Source organism: Cryobacterium sp. TMT3-29-2 (genome assembly GCF_004564305.1).
In the GTDB taxonomy this organism is placed as follows: domain Bacteria; phylum Actinomycetota; class Actinomycetes; order Actinomycetales; family Microbacteriaceae; genus Cryobacterium; species Cryobacterium sinapicolor.
On record NZ_SOGK01000012.1, the window covers coordinates 24,462 to 41,261 of the forward strand.

The following is a 16,800-nucleotide window of genomic DNA, read 5'->3' on the forward strand; positions in this document are numbered from 1 at the left end:
CGACGCTCGACGCTCGGCGCTCGCAGCCAACCACTGCCGTGCATCACTGCCGTGAACCACTTCGACGGAGAATTTCCCGAAAATGAGCTTTTTCCACCCATCTGTGTCCGATTTCGGAAAAATGTCCGTCGAATTCGTTCTCACGACTGCACCGAGCAACGGTTCCCGTGTGAGGCTCCCTCGGTACGGGCCCGTATGTCGGGCCACCTCTGTAATATCGCTGCTCATTGAGGAGGAATGAATGACACCCGCCATCCCCGTTCTCTTCGTCCACGGGATCCGCACGTCGAGCACCATGTGGCGGCACCAGTTGTTCATGCTGGGCGAGACGGGGCATCCGGCGCTCGCGATCGATCTGCCGGGGCACGGCTCCCGCATGGACGAACCGTTCACCGTGGCGGGCGCCCTGGCCGCCATCGACGAAGGAGTCGACGCCCTGGGTGGCCGGGTGCTGTTGGTCGGACTGTCCTTGGGCGGCTACTACGCCATCGAGTACGCCGCACGCCACCCGCAGAAGGTGGCCGGGCTGGTCGCCGCGGGAAGCTGTGCGGTTCCCGCCGGCTGGCCGCTTGACGCCTACCGGGGACTGGCCCGGCTGATCCGCCGGCTGCCCGACCAGGGACTGTGGCTCCACACCACGCTCGTGCGAGTGCTCCTGCCACCGCACGGGGCCGCCGACACGCTCTCCGGTGGGGTACCGCTGGGCGTGATGGATGCCGGGCTCGGCGCCACCGGAACCCTCCGCCCGCTCGACAGCCTGGCACGCTATCCCGGACCGGTGTGGCTGGTCAACGGTTCACTCGACCAGTTCCGGCTACATGAGCGACGTTTCCTCGCCGCCTGCCGGGACGGCCGCCTCGTGATCGTTCCCCGTGCGTCGCACCTCGTCAGCCTTGCCCAGCCGGAGCGGTTCGCGGCGGTGCTGCGCGGCATCCTCAAGGACATTGCCATCGACCGGCCGGGTCCGATTGTCGGCCTGAGCGAATAACTGGTATCGTTTCCTGTTGGCTTGCGTGTTGGGTCCCACCCCACACGATTATTGCCGCACGGCGCCCTCTACCGCCAAGCGGCCCATCCGAACAAGAACCTAACGAAAGCGTATAAACGTGGCAAATATCAAGTCGCAGATCAAGCGTATCGGCACCAACAAGAAGGCCCAGGAGCGCAACAAGTCGGTCAAGAGCGAGTTCAAGCGCGCCGTCCGCGCGACGCGCCTCGCGATCGCCTCCGGCGACAAGGACAAGGCCGTCGCCAGCCTCGCCATTGCTTCGAAGAAGCTCGACAAGGCCGTCAGCAAGGGCGTCATCCACCAGAACCAGGCCGCGAACAAGAAGTCCGCGATCGCCAAGTCGGTCAACGCCCTCGTCTAGTCTCCGCCTGACCCGGCTCAGGACCCTTCACCGGCCCTGACCGGCGCACACAATCGCCCCCTCCGTTTCGGTGGGGGCTTTCGTGTGTCCGGTCCTAGGCTCCAAATGTTGCGGGAGGTGCTACCGGGTCGACAAGGAGCCGGCCTCTCCCTGACTCTTCGCCGATGATTCAGTCCTGTTCCTAGCTCGCCGAGTCATACCCGAACTCGCGGAGCTCCTGCGAGCACCGGCAGGCCTGCGCGAGCTTCCTCGCCCACCCGACCGCGGCCTCCCGCGTGGGCAGCTCCAACACGGTGAACCCGCCCGTGAGGTCGCTCCCGGATAGAGATCCATACTCACCGTCCCGTCGGCGGAGACCAGGACAGGATCGATTCCCTCCTCGATTCCGCCACCGAACACATAGACGCCAGCGGCCTTGGCCTCCTCGATCACCGCATGGGATTCCGCGACGGCGAGCGGGAAGTCATCATCGGTGAGCACCATGGCTTCACCAGGGAAGGAGATGAGGTATTTGGTCATGTCTCGATGGTCCCCTCGGGCGGTCCGGACCGCAACGGGGAGTGCGAGAGGAAGACGTTGCCGTGCAGGTGCCGGAGCAGCTGACCTCAGCCGGGCCGAGCCCGGTCAGTTCTCACCCCGTCGGGCAATCACGCCGATGAGCCGCTCGAGGGCGAACACGGGGTCGCGCTCGGCACCCTTCACCGCGGCATCCGTCTCGGCCAGTGCCACGACGCAGCGGGCCAAACCCTCGTCGGTCCAGTTCCGCAGGTCGCGCTGGGCACGCTCGACCTGCCAGGGGGCGAGCCCGAACTGCGACGCCAGCTGGCCCGAGCCGCCGCGCGCCCCGCAGAGTTTCGCCATGGTGCGGATCTTCATGGCGAACGCGGCCACCACGGGGACCGGGTCCGCACCGGAGGACAGGGCGTGGCGCAGGATGACGAGCGCCTCACCCTGATGCCCGGCGATCGCCGCGTCGGCCACCTTGAACGCGTTGGCCTCGACCCGGCCACCGTAGTAGCGGTCCACGGTCGTCTCGGTCACCTCGGCGCCCACATCCGCGATGAGCTGTTGGCAGGCCGCGGAGAGTTCGGCCAGGTCGCCGGAGAACGCGGCGACCAGGGACCGCAGCGCGCTGGGCGTGACCCGCTTGCCGGCCGTCTTGAACTCGGCGGAGGCAAAGTCGTGGCGGTCGGAGTCCTTCTTCAACTCGGCGCAGACGACCTCGATGCCGCCTCCGATGCCGGAGCGGATGGTGTCGAGCAGCTTCTTGCCGCGCACACCGCCGCCGTGCCGGAGCACCACGTAGGTGTCCTCGGCCGGGTTCTGCAGGTAGTCCAGGGCATCCGCGAGGAAGGTATCGCTGCACTTCTCCACCGAGCTGACCCGGATCAGCCGCGGTTCGCCGAAGAGAGACGGGCTGGCCATGGTGAGTAGCTCGCCGGGCGCATAACTGTCTGCCTGCACGTCGCTGATCTCCAGGCTGGGGTCTTCGAGCTTGAGGAAGTCCCGCAGCTGGCGGATCGCACGCTCGGCCAGGAAGACCTCGGTTCCGGACACCAGGATGATCGGGGCCGGCCGCACCTGATGCCAGGCCAGCTGCGGAATGGCGGCCGTTTTCGGCGCGGCGCGGGGTGCGGCCCGGCCGGATGAGGCGGTTCGTGCGGCCACTCGGGGTTCCTTCGGTCGAGGCGGTGCAGGTTCTGTCAAGACTATCCGGGGCCGGCGACCGCCACGGTCTCGCCCCGCACGCTCTCGGTCCAGACCGTCAGCGCACCACCGCCCGGCCCCGGGGCGATCACGAGCAGCCCCTGCTGGTCGGTGCGAAAGGCCAGCGTGCCCACGGACCCGAGGATGTCCAGGATCGTGTCCGTGGGATGCCCGTAGCCGTTCTCCCGGCCGACGGAGATCAGCCCCACCGTGGCCCGGAGATCGGCGTAGAGCGCCGGACTCTGGTCCCCCGACCCGTGGTGGGCGACCTTGACGACATCCACCGAGCCCGGACCATCACGACGCCGGAGCGCGTCCTGGGACTCCTCGCCGAGATCTCCCAGGAAGAGGGAACGGATGCCCCGACCGTCGAACCCGATCGTCACGCTGCCCTCGTTGCCGGTCTGCATCACCGGCGAGCCCCGCACCGGCCAGAGGATCTCCCAGCGCAGCTCCCCGAGGGTGCCGGTGTCACCGCGGGCGGCCTCCCGGATCTCGGCCCCGCCCGCGGCAAGGGCATCGTGCAGGCGCTCATCGTCGGCATTCTCCGGGATGCCGACCAGAGCCGTGTCGACCCGGCCGATCACGGCGGAGACCCCGCCGATGTGGTCCAGGTCGTAGTGGGTCAACACGAGGATGTCGATCCGGTCGATGCCGAGCGTGTCTAGGCATTCGCTGAGGAGAACCGGGTCGGGCCCCACATCGACGAGCGCGTAGCGTTCACGGTCACGCACGACGATCGCGTCACCCTGCCCGATGTCGCAGGCGGCGATCTGCCAGTCCGCCGGAAACGCCACGGCCCGGCCGACGCCGGCTCCGATCAGGCTTCCGCCGTAGCTGCCGGTGGCCAGGACCAGAACCGCAATCGCCCCGATCGGCCAGTGCGCCCGGACCTGCCCCCGGCCGCGCAGCACCAACGCAACCACCGCCACGGTCAGCAGGACGGTCACGAGCATACCGATCGCGCCCCCCAGCCAGGGCAGACGGCTGCCGGGAAGCCCTGCGGACGTGCGGGCGATCGCCGCGATCCAGGCGGCTGGCAACCAAGCCAGGTAAAGCACTCCCCCGGCGACGCCGGGCAACCAGGGCAGCAGCAGGCACGCGATCAGACCGATCACGGTGGCGGCCGGAGCCGCGGGACCGGCCAGCAGGTTCGCGGGCACCCCGTACAGCGGAAGGGTTGGGGTGAGCAGCACGAGCACCGGCTGGCAGGCCAGCTGTGCGGCCAGCGGGATGGCGATCACCGCAGCGAGCCAGGCGGGCAGCCAGCGGTGCAGCAGCCGGGTGAGCGGCGCGGCCAGTACGAGCAGGCCCGCCGTCGCGAGCACCGACAGGGCGAAGCCGTAGCTGCGGGCCAGCCACGGGTCGGCCGCGAGCAGCAGAATCACGACGAGGGCGAGCAGCGGCACGCCTCGGCCCGGCCGCCCCGAGGCGATCCCGAGCAGCAGGATCGTGGCCATCAGGGCGGCGCGCAGCACGCTGGGTTCGGGTGTCACCAGCACGACGAACGCGAGCAGGGTGAGCAGCGAAATCCCGATCCGGATGCCGCGGCGCAGTCCCAGAAACCCAGTCAGGAGCATAACGCCCGCGATCACCACGGCGCAGTTGGCCCCAGACACGGCTGTGAGGTGGCTGAGGGAACTCGTCTTCATCGCTTCATCCAGATCAGCCTCGACCGAACTCGTGTCGCCGATAGCCAGGCCGGGCAGCAGGTCGCCGCCGTCACCGGGCAGCTCCCCCGCGGCGGCCGTGAACAGGGTGCGCAGCTCCGCGGCCCAGCCGAGCCACCAGGGCGGCGTATCGACGAGCTCGGGCATTCCGCGCCCGAAGACCAGGGCGGACGCCGCATCCCCGGCCGCGGTGAGCCGGAGGGTGGCGTCCAGCCGCAGGACGCTGCCGATCTGGAGCGTCGCCGCCGTGTCCTGGGCGGCCTCTGCGAACACGACCACTGGAACCGACAGGCTCCGCAGAGTACCGTTCCGCACGGCATCGTCCCGCACAGCGTCGTCCCTGGCCGTATCGCCGCTGGCAGCCCCGCCCGGCTCGATCCCGGTCAGGATGCCGCGGAATCGCACCCGGGGAGATGCGCCGAGGTCGGTGTCGGAGTCGGCCCCTGCAGGGCCGAACAGGGTGGGCGCACCGAACGACTGCGTCTGCACCGGGATCGACGACACCGTGAGGAGCAGGGTCACGCCGGCTTGGCGGGCCGCTTCCTCCCGCACGGCGTCCGGCAACCGCCCCGGCGCGGCGACCGTGACGGCGGATGCCAGCAGCGCGGCCGCCGCGCAGCAGACCAGGAGCACTCCGCACACCGGTGCTCCCCAGGGCCGGACCAGACGCAGAGCCACGACCAGACCCACGCAGAGTGAAACGCTCCAGAGCGCGGCCTGCGCACCGGCCGCCCACTCGGGGACGGCAATGAGCAACCAGGCCGCCAGCCACGCGGCCGCCGCGGGGAGCACCAGGCGCAGGTCGAGCCCGGTCATGCCGTGATCCGCTGAGCGAATCCTGCAGCGGGGGGTCTGCGCGTCATACCGGGAGGCTAAGCGCGTCCGTGACTCTCCTCGGTTCCCTCCATGATCTGTGGGCCGTTCCCTCCGGCCCGTGGGTGGGGAGGCGTGCCCACTATTCGAGGATGTCCTCGCCGCTCCTAATTGGCGCCGCTCCGATTCGCCGGACGAATCCGATCGCCCGCGCTCACACCGTGACCAGGGCGCTGAGCCCCTCGAAGGTCTTCTCGCCGATGCCGGTGACATTGCGCAGGTCCTCGACGGTGGCGAACGGCCCGTTGGTGTCGCGGTAGTCCAGGATGCGTTGGGCCATGGCCGGTCCGATGCGCGGCAGGGTATCGAGGTCGACAAGGGTGGCCGTGTTCAGGTTGACCAGGGCCGACGGGCCGACACCCGGGCCGGGTGCGCCACCGGGGACCGAGCCGGCACCCGGCGGCGGTCCGACGGGCACTTCCCCGAGCTGCGGCAGATACACCTGCTCCCCGTCGCTGAGCTTGCGGGCGAGATTCGTGCCGGCCGGATCGGCGGTCTCGGTCAGCCCGCCGGCGGCGGCAACGGCATCCATCACCCGAGCACCGGTGGAGAGTTCGAAGAGCCCGGGACGACGCACGGCACCGAGCACATGCACGAAGATGAGGCCACCGGATGCCGAAGCCGCCCCCGACGAGCTCGGGGCCGGGCCGGTGTCGGCGCCGCCGGCAGCCGTGCCGGCACCGGCGCCCGAGCCCGATCCCGCAGCCGAATCCGCCGGAGACACCACCTGATGACCGGCCTGTTGTCCGAGCGCGGACACGACCACCGCGGTGGCCAGCGCCGCGATCAGCAGCACCACGGCCGCACCGACCCCGATGCGCACGCGCGCAGGGGCACGCCCCTGCGCGCTCGGGGCCAAGCGGTCGAGTGCCGCGACTATCGGGTCAGGCTCCATCCCGGCAGGCTACGCCGACGTAAGCCGGAGCCCCGGTGCGCGGCCGCACGCTGTGGGCGGCACCGTGAGGCGCCACCCTGGGGAGGCAAGGACGTGGGACTACTGGCCTTTGGGGCTACTGGCCGCGGGTGACGATGCTGACCAGCCTTGGCGCGCGCACGATCACATTCATGATCTCGCGGTCGCCGATCCGGCGAATGACCTCGGCCGAGGTGCGCGCGAGACGCTCCAGCTCGTCGCCGGAAATCTTCGGGGACACGTCGATGCGGTCGCGCACCTTGCCGTCGACCTGCACGACCGCCGTGACCGACTCCTCCACGAGCAGGGTGCGGTCGGCCTTGCGCCACTGAACGAGCGCGACACACGGCTCATAGCCGAGGTGCTGCCACATGTCCTCGGCCGCGTAGGGCGCGAACAGGTTGAGCGCCATGGCGGTGACCTCCGCGGCCTCGCGCACCGCGGCATCCGCGGGGCCGGAGCCCGTGTCGATCACCTTGCGGGTGGCGTTGACAAGTTCCATCAGGCGGGCGACGACCACGTTGAACTTGAACGACTCGACCAGGCCGGGGGCGTCGGCGAGGAACCGGTGCGTGACCCTTCGGAGACCGGCGTCGCCGGCCCTCCAATCGACGTCCGGTGTGCTCGTGACGTCACGGGCGACGCGCCAGGCGCGGGCCAGGAACTTGGCGGAGCCGACCGGCGAGACATCCGCCCAGTCGATGTCGTCTTCCGGTGGTCCGGCGAAGGCCATGGTGAGCCGCACCGCGTCGACGCCGAACTTGTCGACCTCCTCGGTGAAGTAGACCAGGTTGCCCTTGCTCTTGGACATCTTGGCGCCGTCCAGGATGACCATTCCCTGGTTCAGCAGCGCCGTGAACGGCTCGGTGAAGCTGACATAGCCGAGGTCGAAGAGCACCTTGGTCATGAAGCGCGCGTAGAGCAGGTGCAGGATGGCGTGCTCGACGCCCCCGACGTACTGGTCGACGGGCGCCCACTTCTCGGCTTCTTTGGGATCGAATGCCAACGTGTCGTCGGTGGGGTTGAGGAAGCGCAGGAAATACCAGGAGCTGTCCACGAAGGTGTCCATGGTGTCCGCGTCGCGGCGGGCCGGGGTGCCGTCGATCGGGTTGGGAACATTGACCCAGTCGGTCGCTCCGCCGAGCGGCGATGTGCCCTTGGGCTTGAGGTCGAGGCCGTCGGTCGGCGGCAGCAGCACGGGCAGTTGGTCTTCCGGAACGGGGATCTCGGCGCCGTCCTGGCCGTGGATGATCGGGATCGGCGTGCCCCAGTAGCGCTGGCGGGAGATGAGCCAGTCGCGCAGGCGATAGTTCTTGGCGGCGCGTCCGGTTCCGTCGGCGGCCAGTTGTTCGATCATCCGCTTGATCGCGGTGTTCTTGCTCAGGCCGTTGAGCGCGCCGGAGTTGATCAGGCGACCCTCCCCGGTCAGCGCGATCCCGGTGCGGGCGGGTTCGAGGGAGGGGAGCTCCTCGGTGCCGTCGACCATCTCCTGGGTGATCACGGGAACCATTCCGGTGACCGCGGCGGTCGTGTCGACGACCACGATCACGGGCAGGTCGAAACGGCGGGCGAAGTCGAGGTCGCGCTGGTCGTGGGCCGGCACGGCCATCACGGCGCCGTGGCCGTAGTCGGCGAGCACATAGTCCGCGGCCCAGATCGGCAGGCGTTCACCGTTGGCCGGGTTGATCGCGTAGCGCTCGAGGAACACGCCGGTCTTCTCCCGGTCGGTGGCCTGACGCTCGATCTCGGTGCTGTTCTGAGCCTGGACCAAGTATTCCTGGAACCGTTCCTTGACGGCGGGCGAGGCATCCGCGACCAATTCGGCGGCGAGGTCCGCGTCGGGGGCGACGACCATGAAGGTCGCCCCGTAGAGGGTGTCGGGGCGGGTCGTGAAGACGCTGATGCGTTCCTCGCGGCCCTCGATCACGAAGTCGACGTCGGCGCCGATGGAGCGGCCGATCCAGTTGCGCTGCATGTTCAGCACTTTGGCAGGCCAGGTGCCCTCGAGCTGATTCAGGTCGTCGAGCAGGCGGTCGGCGTATTCGGTGATCTTGAAGTACCACTGGGTGAGCTTCTTCTTGACGACCACGGCGCCGCTGCGTTCGGAGGTGCCGTCGGCGAGCACCTGCTCATTGGCGAGCACGGTCTGGTCTATCGGGTCCCAGTTGACCCAGCTGTCCTTGCGGTAGGCGAGGCCCTTCTTGTAGAGCTGCAGGAACAGCCACTGGTTCCACTTGTAATATTCGGGGTCGCTGGTGTGCAGCTCGCGGGACCAGTCGAAGGATGCCGCGTAGAGCTTCATGCTCTTCTTCTGCTGCGCGATGTTGTCGTAGGTCCAGCCGCGCGGGTCGATGCCGCGCTTGATCGCGGCGTTCTCCGCGGGAAGCCCGAAGGAGTCCCAGCCGATCGGGTGCAGCACGTTGAAGCCCTGCTGGCGCCAGTACCGGGCGACGATGTCGCCGAGGGCGTAGACCTCGGCATGGCCCATGTGCAGGTCACCGGAGGGATAGGGGAACATGTCGAGCACGTACTTGCGCGGACGCTTGTCGTCGGGGTCGCTCGTGCGGAAGGGGTCGAGCTCTTCCCAGATCGGCTGCCACTTCGCCTGGATGGCGGCGAAATCGTAGACTTCCTCGTCGCTGTCCCGGCCGGTGCGGGTGTGGTCGTACTCGTGTGCCACGTGACTCTCTTCGTTGCAGTGGGGATTGCGCCAGCAGGCACCGGGCCGCGCGGAGGCGGCGTCCTTTTCCTAGGCTACTAAACCTGGCCCTGGCCCGTTGCGGGGCCGGGTAGGTGAACACCGAGCACGGCCAGGAGCGCCGCCGCTTTCAGCCGGGTCTCCTCGATCTCCTCCAGCGGATCGGACAGGGCCGTGATGCCGCCCCCCGTGCCGATGGAAGCCCCGTCCGGGCCGAGAACGATGCTGCGGATGACCATGGCCAGGTCGACGGCGCCGTCCTGCCCGAAATAGCCGAAGGCACCGGCGTAGAGCCCGCGCGGGCCGTCCTCGAATGCGTCGAGAATGGTCATCGCACTGATCTTGGGGGCTCCGGTCATGGAACCGGCCGGGAACGAGGATTCGACGACATCCACCCCGGTCAGCCCCGCGGCCAGGCGCGCCTCGACCGTGCTGACCAGCTGGTGCACATGCGCGTAACTCTCCACGGCGAGAAGGGTCGTGACCTGGACGCTGCCGAGCTCGGCGATCCGGCCGAGGTCGTTGCGCATGAGATCGACGATCATCAGGTTCTCGGCGCGTTCCTTCTCGCTGGCCTCGAGTTCGTCGCGGAGTTCCTGGTCGCGCACGACGCCGGTGGACCGGGCGCGTGTTCCCTTGATCGGTTTGGTGGTGATCCGGCCGTCAACCGTCACGGCCAGAAATTCCTCGGGCGAGGCGCTGAGCAGTGCGGTGTCCCCGAAGCGCAGGAACCCGCCGTGGTGGCTGGGGCTGCCGGCACGCAGGGCCAGGTAGGTGTCGACCGGGTGCGGTCGCACGTCGACCTGGATCTCGTTGGTGAGGCAGAGCTGATAGGCGTCGCCGGCCCGGATGCTGGCCTGGCAGTCTGCGATGAGCTCGGCGTATCGGTGCGCGTCGTGCCGCCACCGGGCCGCGACGGTGCCGGCGGTATCGGTATCGGCGGTGCCGGTGTCGGTATCGGCGGTGCCGGTGTCGGTATCGGCGGTGCCGGTGTCGGTATCGGCGGTGCCGGTGCCGCGGAATAACTGCAGGACAGGCCGGGTCACGGCTACGGCCGGTGACGACTCCGACCCGGCGAGAGAGTGCTGCACGGCGTCGGCCCACGCCTGCGGGGCATCCGTCGGGTCGCCGGGGGCGCAACGGGCGAGGGCGGTGACCGTGCGCGCAGCGTGATCGAACACGAGGACCCGGTGCACCTCAAGCAGGGCGGCATCCGGGTGGCGCGAGGCGTGCACGGGCGTGCCCACGGTCTGGGCACCGAGTTCATAGCCGAGCCAGCCCACCCAGCCGAGGCGGAAGCCGCCGGTGCCGCCGGCCGGACTGCTGTCGGTGCCGACCCTGGAATCGTCGGTGGAGCCGGCCAGGTCCGCGCGCAGGAACTCGAAGATCGTCCCGGGCGAGGCGAAACCAGGCCCCGATGGGTTCCCGGCGGCCGAGACCGTCACGGTCCCCTCCGGTACCGAGGCGATCGCGAACCGGGACCCGGACGACGCCGCCCCGAGGTAGCTGAGGCCGGTTGCAGCGCCGTCTCCGGCATCCAGCCAGAACGCGTACGGGCTGTCACGGTACAGGGTGTCGAAAACGGTGACCGGGTCCCACCACTCGGTGAGGAGGATGCGCTGAATCGGCCCGGTCACGCTCCCAGCCTAGATGCCACTATTCTCCCCGGAGTGCAGCACCCCGCCGCCCCGCCGAGACCTCTTCCGCACACCGTGACCGGCTCCGAACCAATTCGACGGAGATTCTTGCGAAAATCGGCTGTTCCGGGTTGATCGGGTCCGATTTCGGCAAAATCTCCGTCGAATTCGTCAGGACGGAGGCGCCGGGAGCTGTGACAGAGTGCTACTACTTCGTGGCGTGGCTGCCTTTGAACTGAAGGTCCATGGTGCCGGAGCCGCCGCCCCTGGTCGTGCCGTTGACCGCGGAGGTAGTCTCTCCGAAGGTCTTTGTCGCGTGGGCGATGGCATCGGCCATCTGCTCCAGCACCACCGCGTTGATGTTCGTGATGTCGTCACACGCGGCGTGGTAGCAGGCGTCGTACGGCGCGCCGGCGACTCCGCCGTAGGTGACCGCCTGGGCATCCGTCATCAGGTCTTCCGCACCGGTGAAGAGCCCACCGGCCGGAATCCCGTTCTCGATGAACCCGAAGTAGTCGGACCGACCGTCGAACTCGGTGGGTTCCACGGCCAGCCCCTGCGAGGCGAAGTAGTCCAGGAAGACCTTCTCCACCCGCGCCGACCCGTTCGGGCCGGTGGTGCCGAAGGACGAGCCGTCACCGTCATAGACGAAGCGCACGAAGTTGGGCGAGGCGACCATGTCGAAGTTCAGGTTGACGGCGTGCTCCTTGATCTGGCGTTTCGTCAGCTGCGACACGTAGTACTCGGAACCGACCAGGCCGTCTTCCTCGCTTCCCCAGAACGCGAACCGCACCCGGTTGGTGGGCGCGTCGCCGGAGGCGGCGAGCTGGATGGCCGTTTCGAGGATGGCGGCACTGCCGCTGCCGTTGTCGTTGATTCCCGCGCCCTCGGCGACGGAGTCGAGGTGCGCCCCGGCCACGACCGTGCGGTCCGCCCGACCGGCCGTGTCGGCCAGGATGTTGAAGGATTCGGTCACGATGACCTCGGCGTCCACGGCCAGGCGCACAGACGGGGCCGGCTGCCCGGCCAGAGCCTCGCCGAGCGCGAAGCTCGTTCCGATCACCGGCACGGATGCCTGCGGGGCGTCGAGCGTGCCGTTGAGGAGGCCGAGGCGGTCGTCGGCGTTGCCCTGATTGAAGATGATCACGCCGGCGGCGCCGGCCGCGATGGCATTCTCGGCCTTGACCTGGAAGGTGCAGGTGCCGCGCTGGATCAACGCGACGTTCCCGGGTGTGAAGCCGGCGAAGTCCGCGGCTTCGCAGCCGCTGGTCGAGGCCCGGTCGCCCCCCAGGTTGATGTCGACCGCCTGCACCGTCGCGTCGACCAGCCCGGAGCCGGAATAGCTCATCGTGGCGAAGTCGGTTCCGCCCAGGTAGGTGGTGGGGGTGGGGGCGAGCTGCGCGAACGATTCCGCGTTCATCACGAACTGTTCATAGGAGTAGGGCTGCCGGGTCGGCGTGTACCCCGCGGCCCTGAGCTGCTCTTCGACGTACACGGCGGATGCCTCGTACCCGGGAGTACCGGATGCCCGCGTGCCGCCGTGGGCATCCGCGATGTCCTGCAGAGCCTGCAGGTGCTCGATGATTCCGGACGCGGTGACGGCTTCGCGCAGCGCGCCGGTGCCCGTTCCGTTGTCGGCATGGGCAGGCAGCCCGACGCTGACGGACAGCGCCACGGCTGTGCCGATGGCGGCCAGACGAATATTCCGATTCTGTGTCATGAGGGTCCCTCAGATTGGATCGAACGTGGGCCGGTCGTCGTTGAACGGCCCTGCGGAGACGCTAGCGTATCCCCCGGTTGCGGGGCAAGGGTGGGTCCTCAGCCCCGCTGCGGGCACACGGCTTAGGCTGTATGACGTGAACGACATCCTCAGCTGGATCCTCGAGACAGTGTCCAGCGTGGACCCGGTGCTGCGCACCCTGCTGGCCGGACTCGGGATGCTGCTGGAGACATCCGTGCTCGTCGGCCTGGTCGTGCCGGGCGATTCCATCGTGATCGTCGCCAGCACGGCGGTGAGCAACGCGGCCGAGTTCCTGGGGCTCATCGTCGCGGTGATCGTCGGAGCTCTGATCGGCGAGAGCATCGGTTTCGCCCTGGGCCGCCATTTCGGGCCGTGGATTCGGATGAGCCGACTCGGGCGCCGCCTCGGTGAGCGCAACTGGGCCCGGGCCGAGATCTACCTCGCCCGGCGTGGCGGCATTGCCGTGTTCCTGTCGCGGTTCCTGCCCGTGCTCCACTCGCTGATCCCGTTGACGGTGGGGATGAGCCCGATGCCCTACCGCACCTTTATGCGATGGACCGTTCCTGCCTGCGTGATCTGGGCGGTGGCCTACGTCTCGATCGGCTCTGCCGCCGCCGAGGGCTACCGGGAACTCTCCGACCGGCTCCACTTCGCCGGGTATCTGTTCGTGGGCGCGATCGCGGCCTTCGTACTGCTCGCCTTCCTGGTCAAGCGGTGGCTGCACCGGCGCGAGGAGCGGCACATGGAACAGCCCGAGCCGCCGACGCTCTGACCACTCACGGCGGGGCGGCTTCATTCAGTGGCCGGTTTCAGCGGGCCGGTCCGGGCACGGCGACCCTCGCGGTGATCAGGTCGTCGGGCACGGGCGTATGCGAGATGAGCAGCACCGCGCGTCCGTCCTCCTTGGCCGTGGCCAGGATGTCCCGCACCAGCAGGTCGCCCTGCGCCTCGTCGACGTTGGCGGTGGGTTCGTCGACGATGAGCACCGGGAAGTCCGCCAGCAGGGCGCGCGCCAGCGCGATCCGCTGGGCCTGACCGCCGGAGACCAGGGCGCCCCGTTCACCGACCCGGGCGTCGAGGCCGCCGCGCTGAGCGGTCCACTCCCCCAGTCCGACCCGGCCCAGCACGGCCTCGAGGTCGTCGTCGGTGGCCGTTTCGCGGGCGAAGAGCAGGTTCTGACGGATGCTGTCGTCGAAGAGCCAGGGACGCTGCTCGCACAGTCCCACCCGGCTGCGCACCTCGGCCGGGGCCAGCAGGCGTGCCTCGACACCGTCGAGCCGGTACGAGCCCGTGTAGTCGAGGAAGCGCACCAACGTCTGGGCCAGCGTGGTCTTGCCGGCGCCGCTCGGACCGGCCAGGTGCACGCGGTCCCCCGGCGCCAGTCGCAGGGTGATGCCGGAGACCCCGGGAGTCAGGGCTCCTGGCCAGCGGGCGCCGACGTCGGTGAGTTCGAGCACCGGGCGGGCGCCGACGGCGGCAGTCGCGCCCACCCCGGCCACGGTCGGCTCCGCCGGAATCTCAACCGGAACCACGGTCGGCACCGCGGAAGCCACCCGCGCGGCACTGGAGTGCACCTGGCGCCAGACGCCGAGGGCGAGCGGGACCATGCCGAACACCTCGAACACCGCCATGGGCACCAGCACGACGACGGCGAAGGCCGGACCGCTGATTCCGGCCGGCCCGGAGAGAGCCGGAATGCCGACCCAGAGCGCGGCGACCGTGGCCAGACCGGCGAACAGGGACAGCACGGCGCCCTGCACGCCCACCCCCAGGGACCGGCGCAGCGAGGTCCGGCGCAGCCGGTCGTCGGCCGCGGCGAGGGTTGCCAGGCGGGCGTCGAGGGCGCCGAAGGCGGTCAGGACGTCGAGGTTCTCCACGACCTCGAGCACCTCTCCGGCGAGATCGCCGCGGAGAGGGGCGAGCCGCCGCTCCGATCGGGCGGACAGCGCGCTGGAGGCGAAGGTGGCCAGCAGGCCGGCGGCGAGCAGCGTGAGCGCCAGCGTCAGGCCGGCGGCGGGGAGCACCGACCAGACCCCGGCCACGCTCACGATCGCGAGGATCCCGGCCGTGGCGAGAGGCTGAACGACGCGCAGCGGAAAGTCCTGCAGGTCGTCGACGTCGCGCACGAGGCGGCTGAGCAGGTCGCCGCGGCTCGTGCCCCCGAGGCCGGCCGGGGCGAGCGGCAGGATACGGGCGAACACGCCCAGACGCAGGTCCGCCAGCTGGCGGAACGCGGCGTCGTGGCTGGCCAGCCGCTCGAGGTACCGGAACGCGGACCGGCCGAGCGCGAACGCACGTACGCCGACGACCGCCATCGAGAGGAACATGATCGGCGGCTGCTCGGCCGCGCGGGTGATCAACCAGGCCGACGACGCCAGCAGAGCCACCGCGAAGAACGCGCTCAGCACGCCTGCGGCCAGGCCAGGGGCGAACCGGCGGGCCGGCGGCTGGGCCAGGCGCAGCACGGCGCGCACCTCGGCAGGGCCCGCCGCCTCCGTGCTCGTGCTCGTGCTCGCGCTCGGTCGGGAATCAGACATGGGCCACCTCGTTCAGGGCAACGATCTGGTCGGCGGCGTCCCGCAGCGTGGGCCGGTGGCTGACCACGATCACCATCCGCCCCTGGTCGGTGAGCCGGCGCAGCCCGGCCACGAGGGAAGCTTCCGCCGCCTCGTCCAAGGCAGAACTGGGCTCGTCGAGAACGATCACGGCACAGTCGTGCGCCTCGGCACGGTAGATCGCGCGCGCGGCGGCCACCCGCTGAGCCTGCCCGCCGGAGAGCCCCGAGCCGGCGACGCCGAGCACGGTGGCCGGGTCGAGGTCGGCGGCTCCGGCGCATTCCAGCGCCCGCGTCACGGTCTCCGGGTCGACGGATGCGTCGCCGAGCGCAAGGTTGTCGGCGATCGTCCCATGGAACAGTCCCGGCCGTTGCCCCGCCCACGCCAGCCAGGGGCGAGGTGTGCCCGGAGTCTGCTCGGCACCATTCAGCCGGATCCGCCCGTCGAAGGGGACGAATCCCTGCAGGGCGGCCACCAGTGTGGATTTTCCGGCGCCGCTCGGACCAACGACCACGGTGAGTTCGCCGGGGCGGAACACGGCGGTGAAGTCGTGCACCGGGGCATCCGTGCCGCGCCGAATCGTGACCTGCTCGAACCGTAGCTCGCCGGCATCCGCGGGGCCCTGACCGGGGTGAGCGGCCGAGGCAGCCGGGGCGGACGCGATGACGGCCGCGGCCCCGGCGTCGTCGAGAATGGCGAAGACCTCGGCCGCGGCGGCCAGGCCGTCGGCCGCGGCGTGGAATTGGGCGCCGACCTGGCGCACCGGCAAGAATGCCTCCGGGGCCAGCAGCAGCACGAACAGGCCGACGCCGAGCGCGAGGGTGCCGTCGACCAGGCGCAGGCCGATGGAGACGGCGACGAGGGCGACCGACAGGCTGGCCGCCAGCTCGAGCACGAAACCACTGAGGAAGGAGACCCGCAGCACCGTCATGGTGCGGGCGCGGTAGTCCTCGGTGATGGCGCGTACCCGGGCGAACTGGCGACGGTCCCGGCCGTAGATCTTGAGCGTGCCGAGCCCGCCGACGAGGTCGAGGAACCCCGTCGACAGCCGCTGCAGGGACTCCCACTGCTGGTGCTGCACGGACTGGGTGGCCTTGCCGATCAGCACCATGAAGATTGGAATGAACGGCAGCACCACGATGACCGTGATGCCGCTGGGCAGGTCCTGCCCAAGCATCACCAGGATCAGCAGGGGCGTGCTGATCGCCGCCAGCAGGAGCTGGGGCAGGTAGCGGGCGAAGTAGTTGTCGAGCGCGTCGAGCCCCTGGGTGACCAGGGTGGAGACGCCGGCGCCGGCCCGGCCGCTGATCCAGTCCGGGCCGCGCTCGGCGACGCGGTCGAGCACCTGGCGGCGCAGCTGGCTCTTGACCTGGGCTGCCCCGCGGGTGGCGGCCACCTCGAGCAGCCAGACCAGCGCGGCCCGGACCACGATCACCCCCGCAAGGGCGGCGGTGGTCGAGGCGAGGTCGGCCCGCGACGCCCCCGTCACCGCGAGGGTGATGCTCTGGCTCAATAGCCAGGAGAACGTGATGACCGTGACGGTCTGCGCCAGTCCAAGCAGGGCACCCACCGACAGGAACCACCGGGCGGCGCTCGCATAGCGGAGGAGCCGAGGATCGAATGGGCGCATTTACAT

At 69.7% G+C, this 16,800-nt stretch carries 11 protein-coding genes and 1 pseudogene; 3 read left to right on the forward strand and 9 right to left on the reverse strand.

The window, feature by feature from the left end; translation table 11 throughout:
• The first annotated feature begins 241 nt into the window (after positions 1–241).
• A complete protein-coding gene (locus tag E3O67_RS01815; RefSeq protein WP_134432242.1) occupies positions 242–988 on the forward strand; it encodes an alpha/beta fold hydrolase in 747 nt (248 codons plus the stop codon).
• 118 nt (positions 989–1,106) lie between these two features.
• A complete protein-coding gene (gene rpsT, locus E3O67_RS01820; protein ID WP_134370311.1) occupies positions 1,107–1,370 on the forward strand; it encodes a 30S ribosomal protein S20 in 264 nt (87 codons plus the stop codon).
• Between the two features lie 181 nt (positions 1,371–1,551).
• Here the strand turns inward: rpsT and E3O67_RS17295 are convergent.
• The 7 genes and pseudogenes from E3O67_RS17295 to E3O67_RS01855 form a co-directional block, all read right to left on the reverse strand.
• A pseudogene (locus tag E3O67_RS17295) lies at positions 1,552–1,889 on the reverse strand (YciI family protein).
• Between the two features lie 105 nt (positions 1,890–1,994).
• Positions 1,995–3,038 (reverse strand): DNA polymerase III subunit delta, encoded by a 1,044-nt coding sequence (gene holA / locus E3O67_RS01830; protein ID WP_135101633.1) that lies wholly within the window; start codon positions 3,036–3,038, stop codon positions 1,995–1,997.
• Positions 3,039–3,079: 41 nt separating this feature from the next.
• Positions 3,080–5,563: a ComEC/Rec2 family competence protein gene (locus E3O67_RS01835; protein WP_167726418.1), complete on the reverse strand. Its 2,484-nt coding sequence runs from the start codon at positions 5,561–5,563 to the stop codon at positions 3,080–3,082.
• Positions 5,564–5,774: 211 nt separating this feature from the next.
• Positions 5,775–6,515: a helix-hairpin-helix domain-containing protein gene (locus E3O67_RS01840; protein ID WP_135101637.1), complete on the reverse strand. Its 741-nt coding sequence runs from the start codon at positions 6,513–6,515 to the stop codon at positions 5,775–5,777.
• A gap of 115 nt (positions 6,516–6,630) precedes the next feature.
• Positions 6,631–9,213: a leucine--tRNA ligase gene (gene leuS, locus E3O67_RS01845; protein WP_135101639.1), complete on the reverse strand. Its 2,583-nt coding sequence runs from the start codon at positions 9,211–9,213 to the stop codon at positions 6,631–6,633.
• Positions 9,214–9,290: 77 nt separating this feature from the next.
• Positions 9,291–10,868 carry an anthranilate synthase component I family protein gene (locus tag E3O67_RS01850; RefSeq protein WP_241981924.1) on the reverse strand — a complete coding sequence of 526 codons (1,578 nt, stop codon included), beginning with the start codon at positions 10,866–10,868 and terminating at the stop codon, positions 9,291–9,293.
• A gap of 208 nt (positions 10,869–11,076) precedes the next feature.
• Positions 11,077–12,588 carry a M20/M25/M40 family metallo-hydrolase gene (locus E3O67_RS01855; protein ID WP_134432256.1) on the reverse strand — a complete coding sequence of 504 codons (1,512 nt, stop codon included), beginning with the start codon at positions 12,586–12,588 and terminating at the stop codon, positions 11,077–11,079.
• A gap of 136 nt (positions 12,589–12,724) precedes the next feature.
• Here E3O67_RS01855 and E3O67_RS01860 point away from each other — a divergent pair, with 136 nt between their 5' ends.
• The gene (locus tag E3O67_RS01860; protein WP_134432258.1) at positions 12,725–13,381 is read left to right on the forward strand and encodes a DedA family protein; all 657 of its coding nucleotides are present in this window, start codon (positions 12,725–12,727) and stop codon (positions 13,379–13,381) included.
• 37 nt (positions 13,382–13,418) lie between these two features.
• On the opposite strand, the gene cydC is transcribed toward E3O67_RS01860, so the two are convergent.
• Complete coding sequence (gene cydC / locus E3O67_RS01865) at positions 13,419–15,146, reverse strand: thiol reductant ABC exporter subunit CydC (protein ID WP_135101641.1); 1,728 nt, start codon at positions 15,144–15,146, stop codon at positions 13,419–13,421.
• Complete coding sequence (cydD, locus tag E3O67_RS01870; protein WP_135101643.1) at positions 15,139–16,794, reverse strand: thiol reductant ABC exporter subunit CydD; 1,656 nt, start codon at positions 16,792–16,794, stop codon at positions 15,139–15,141. Before cydD ends, cydC begins: the two co-directional genes overlap by 8 nt.
• Between the last annotated feature and the right edge of the window lie 6 nt (positions 16,795–16,800).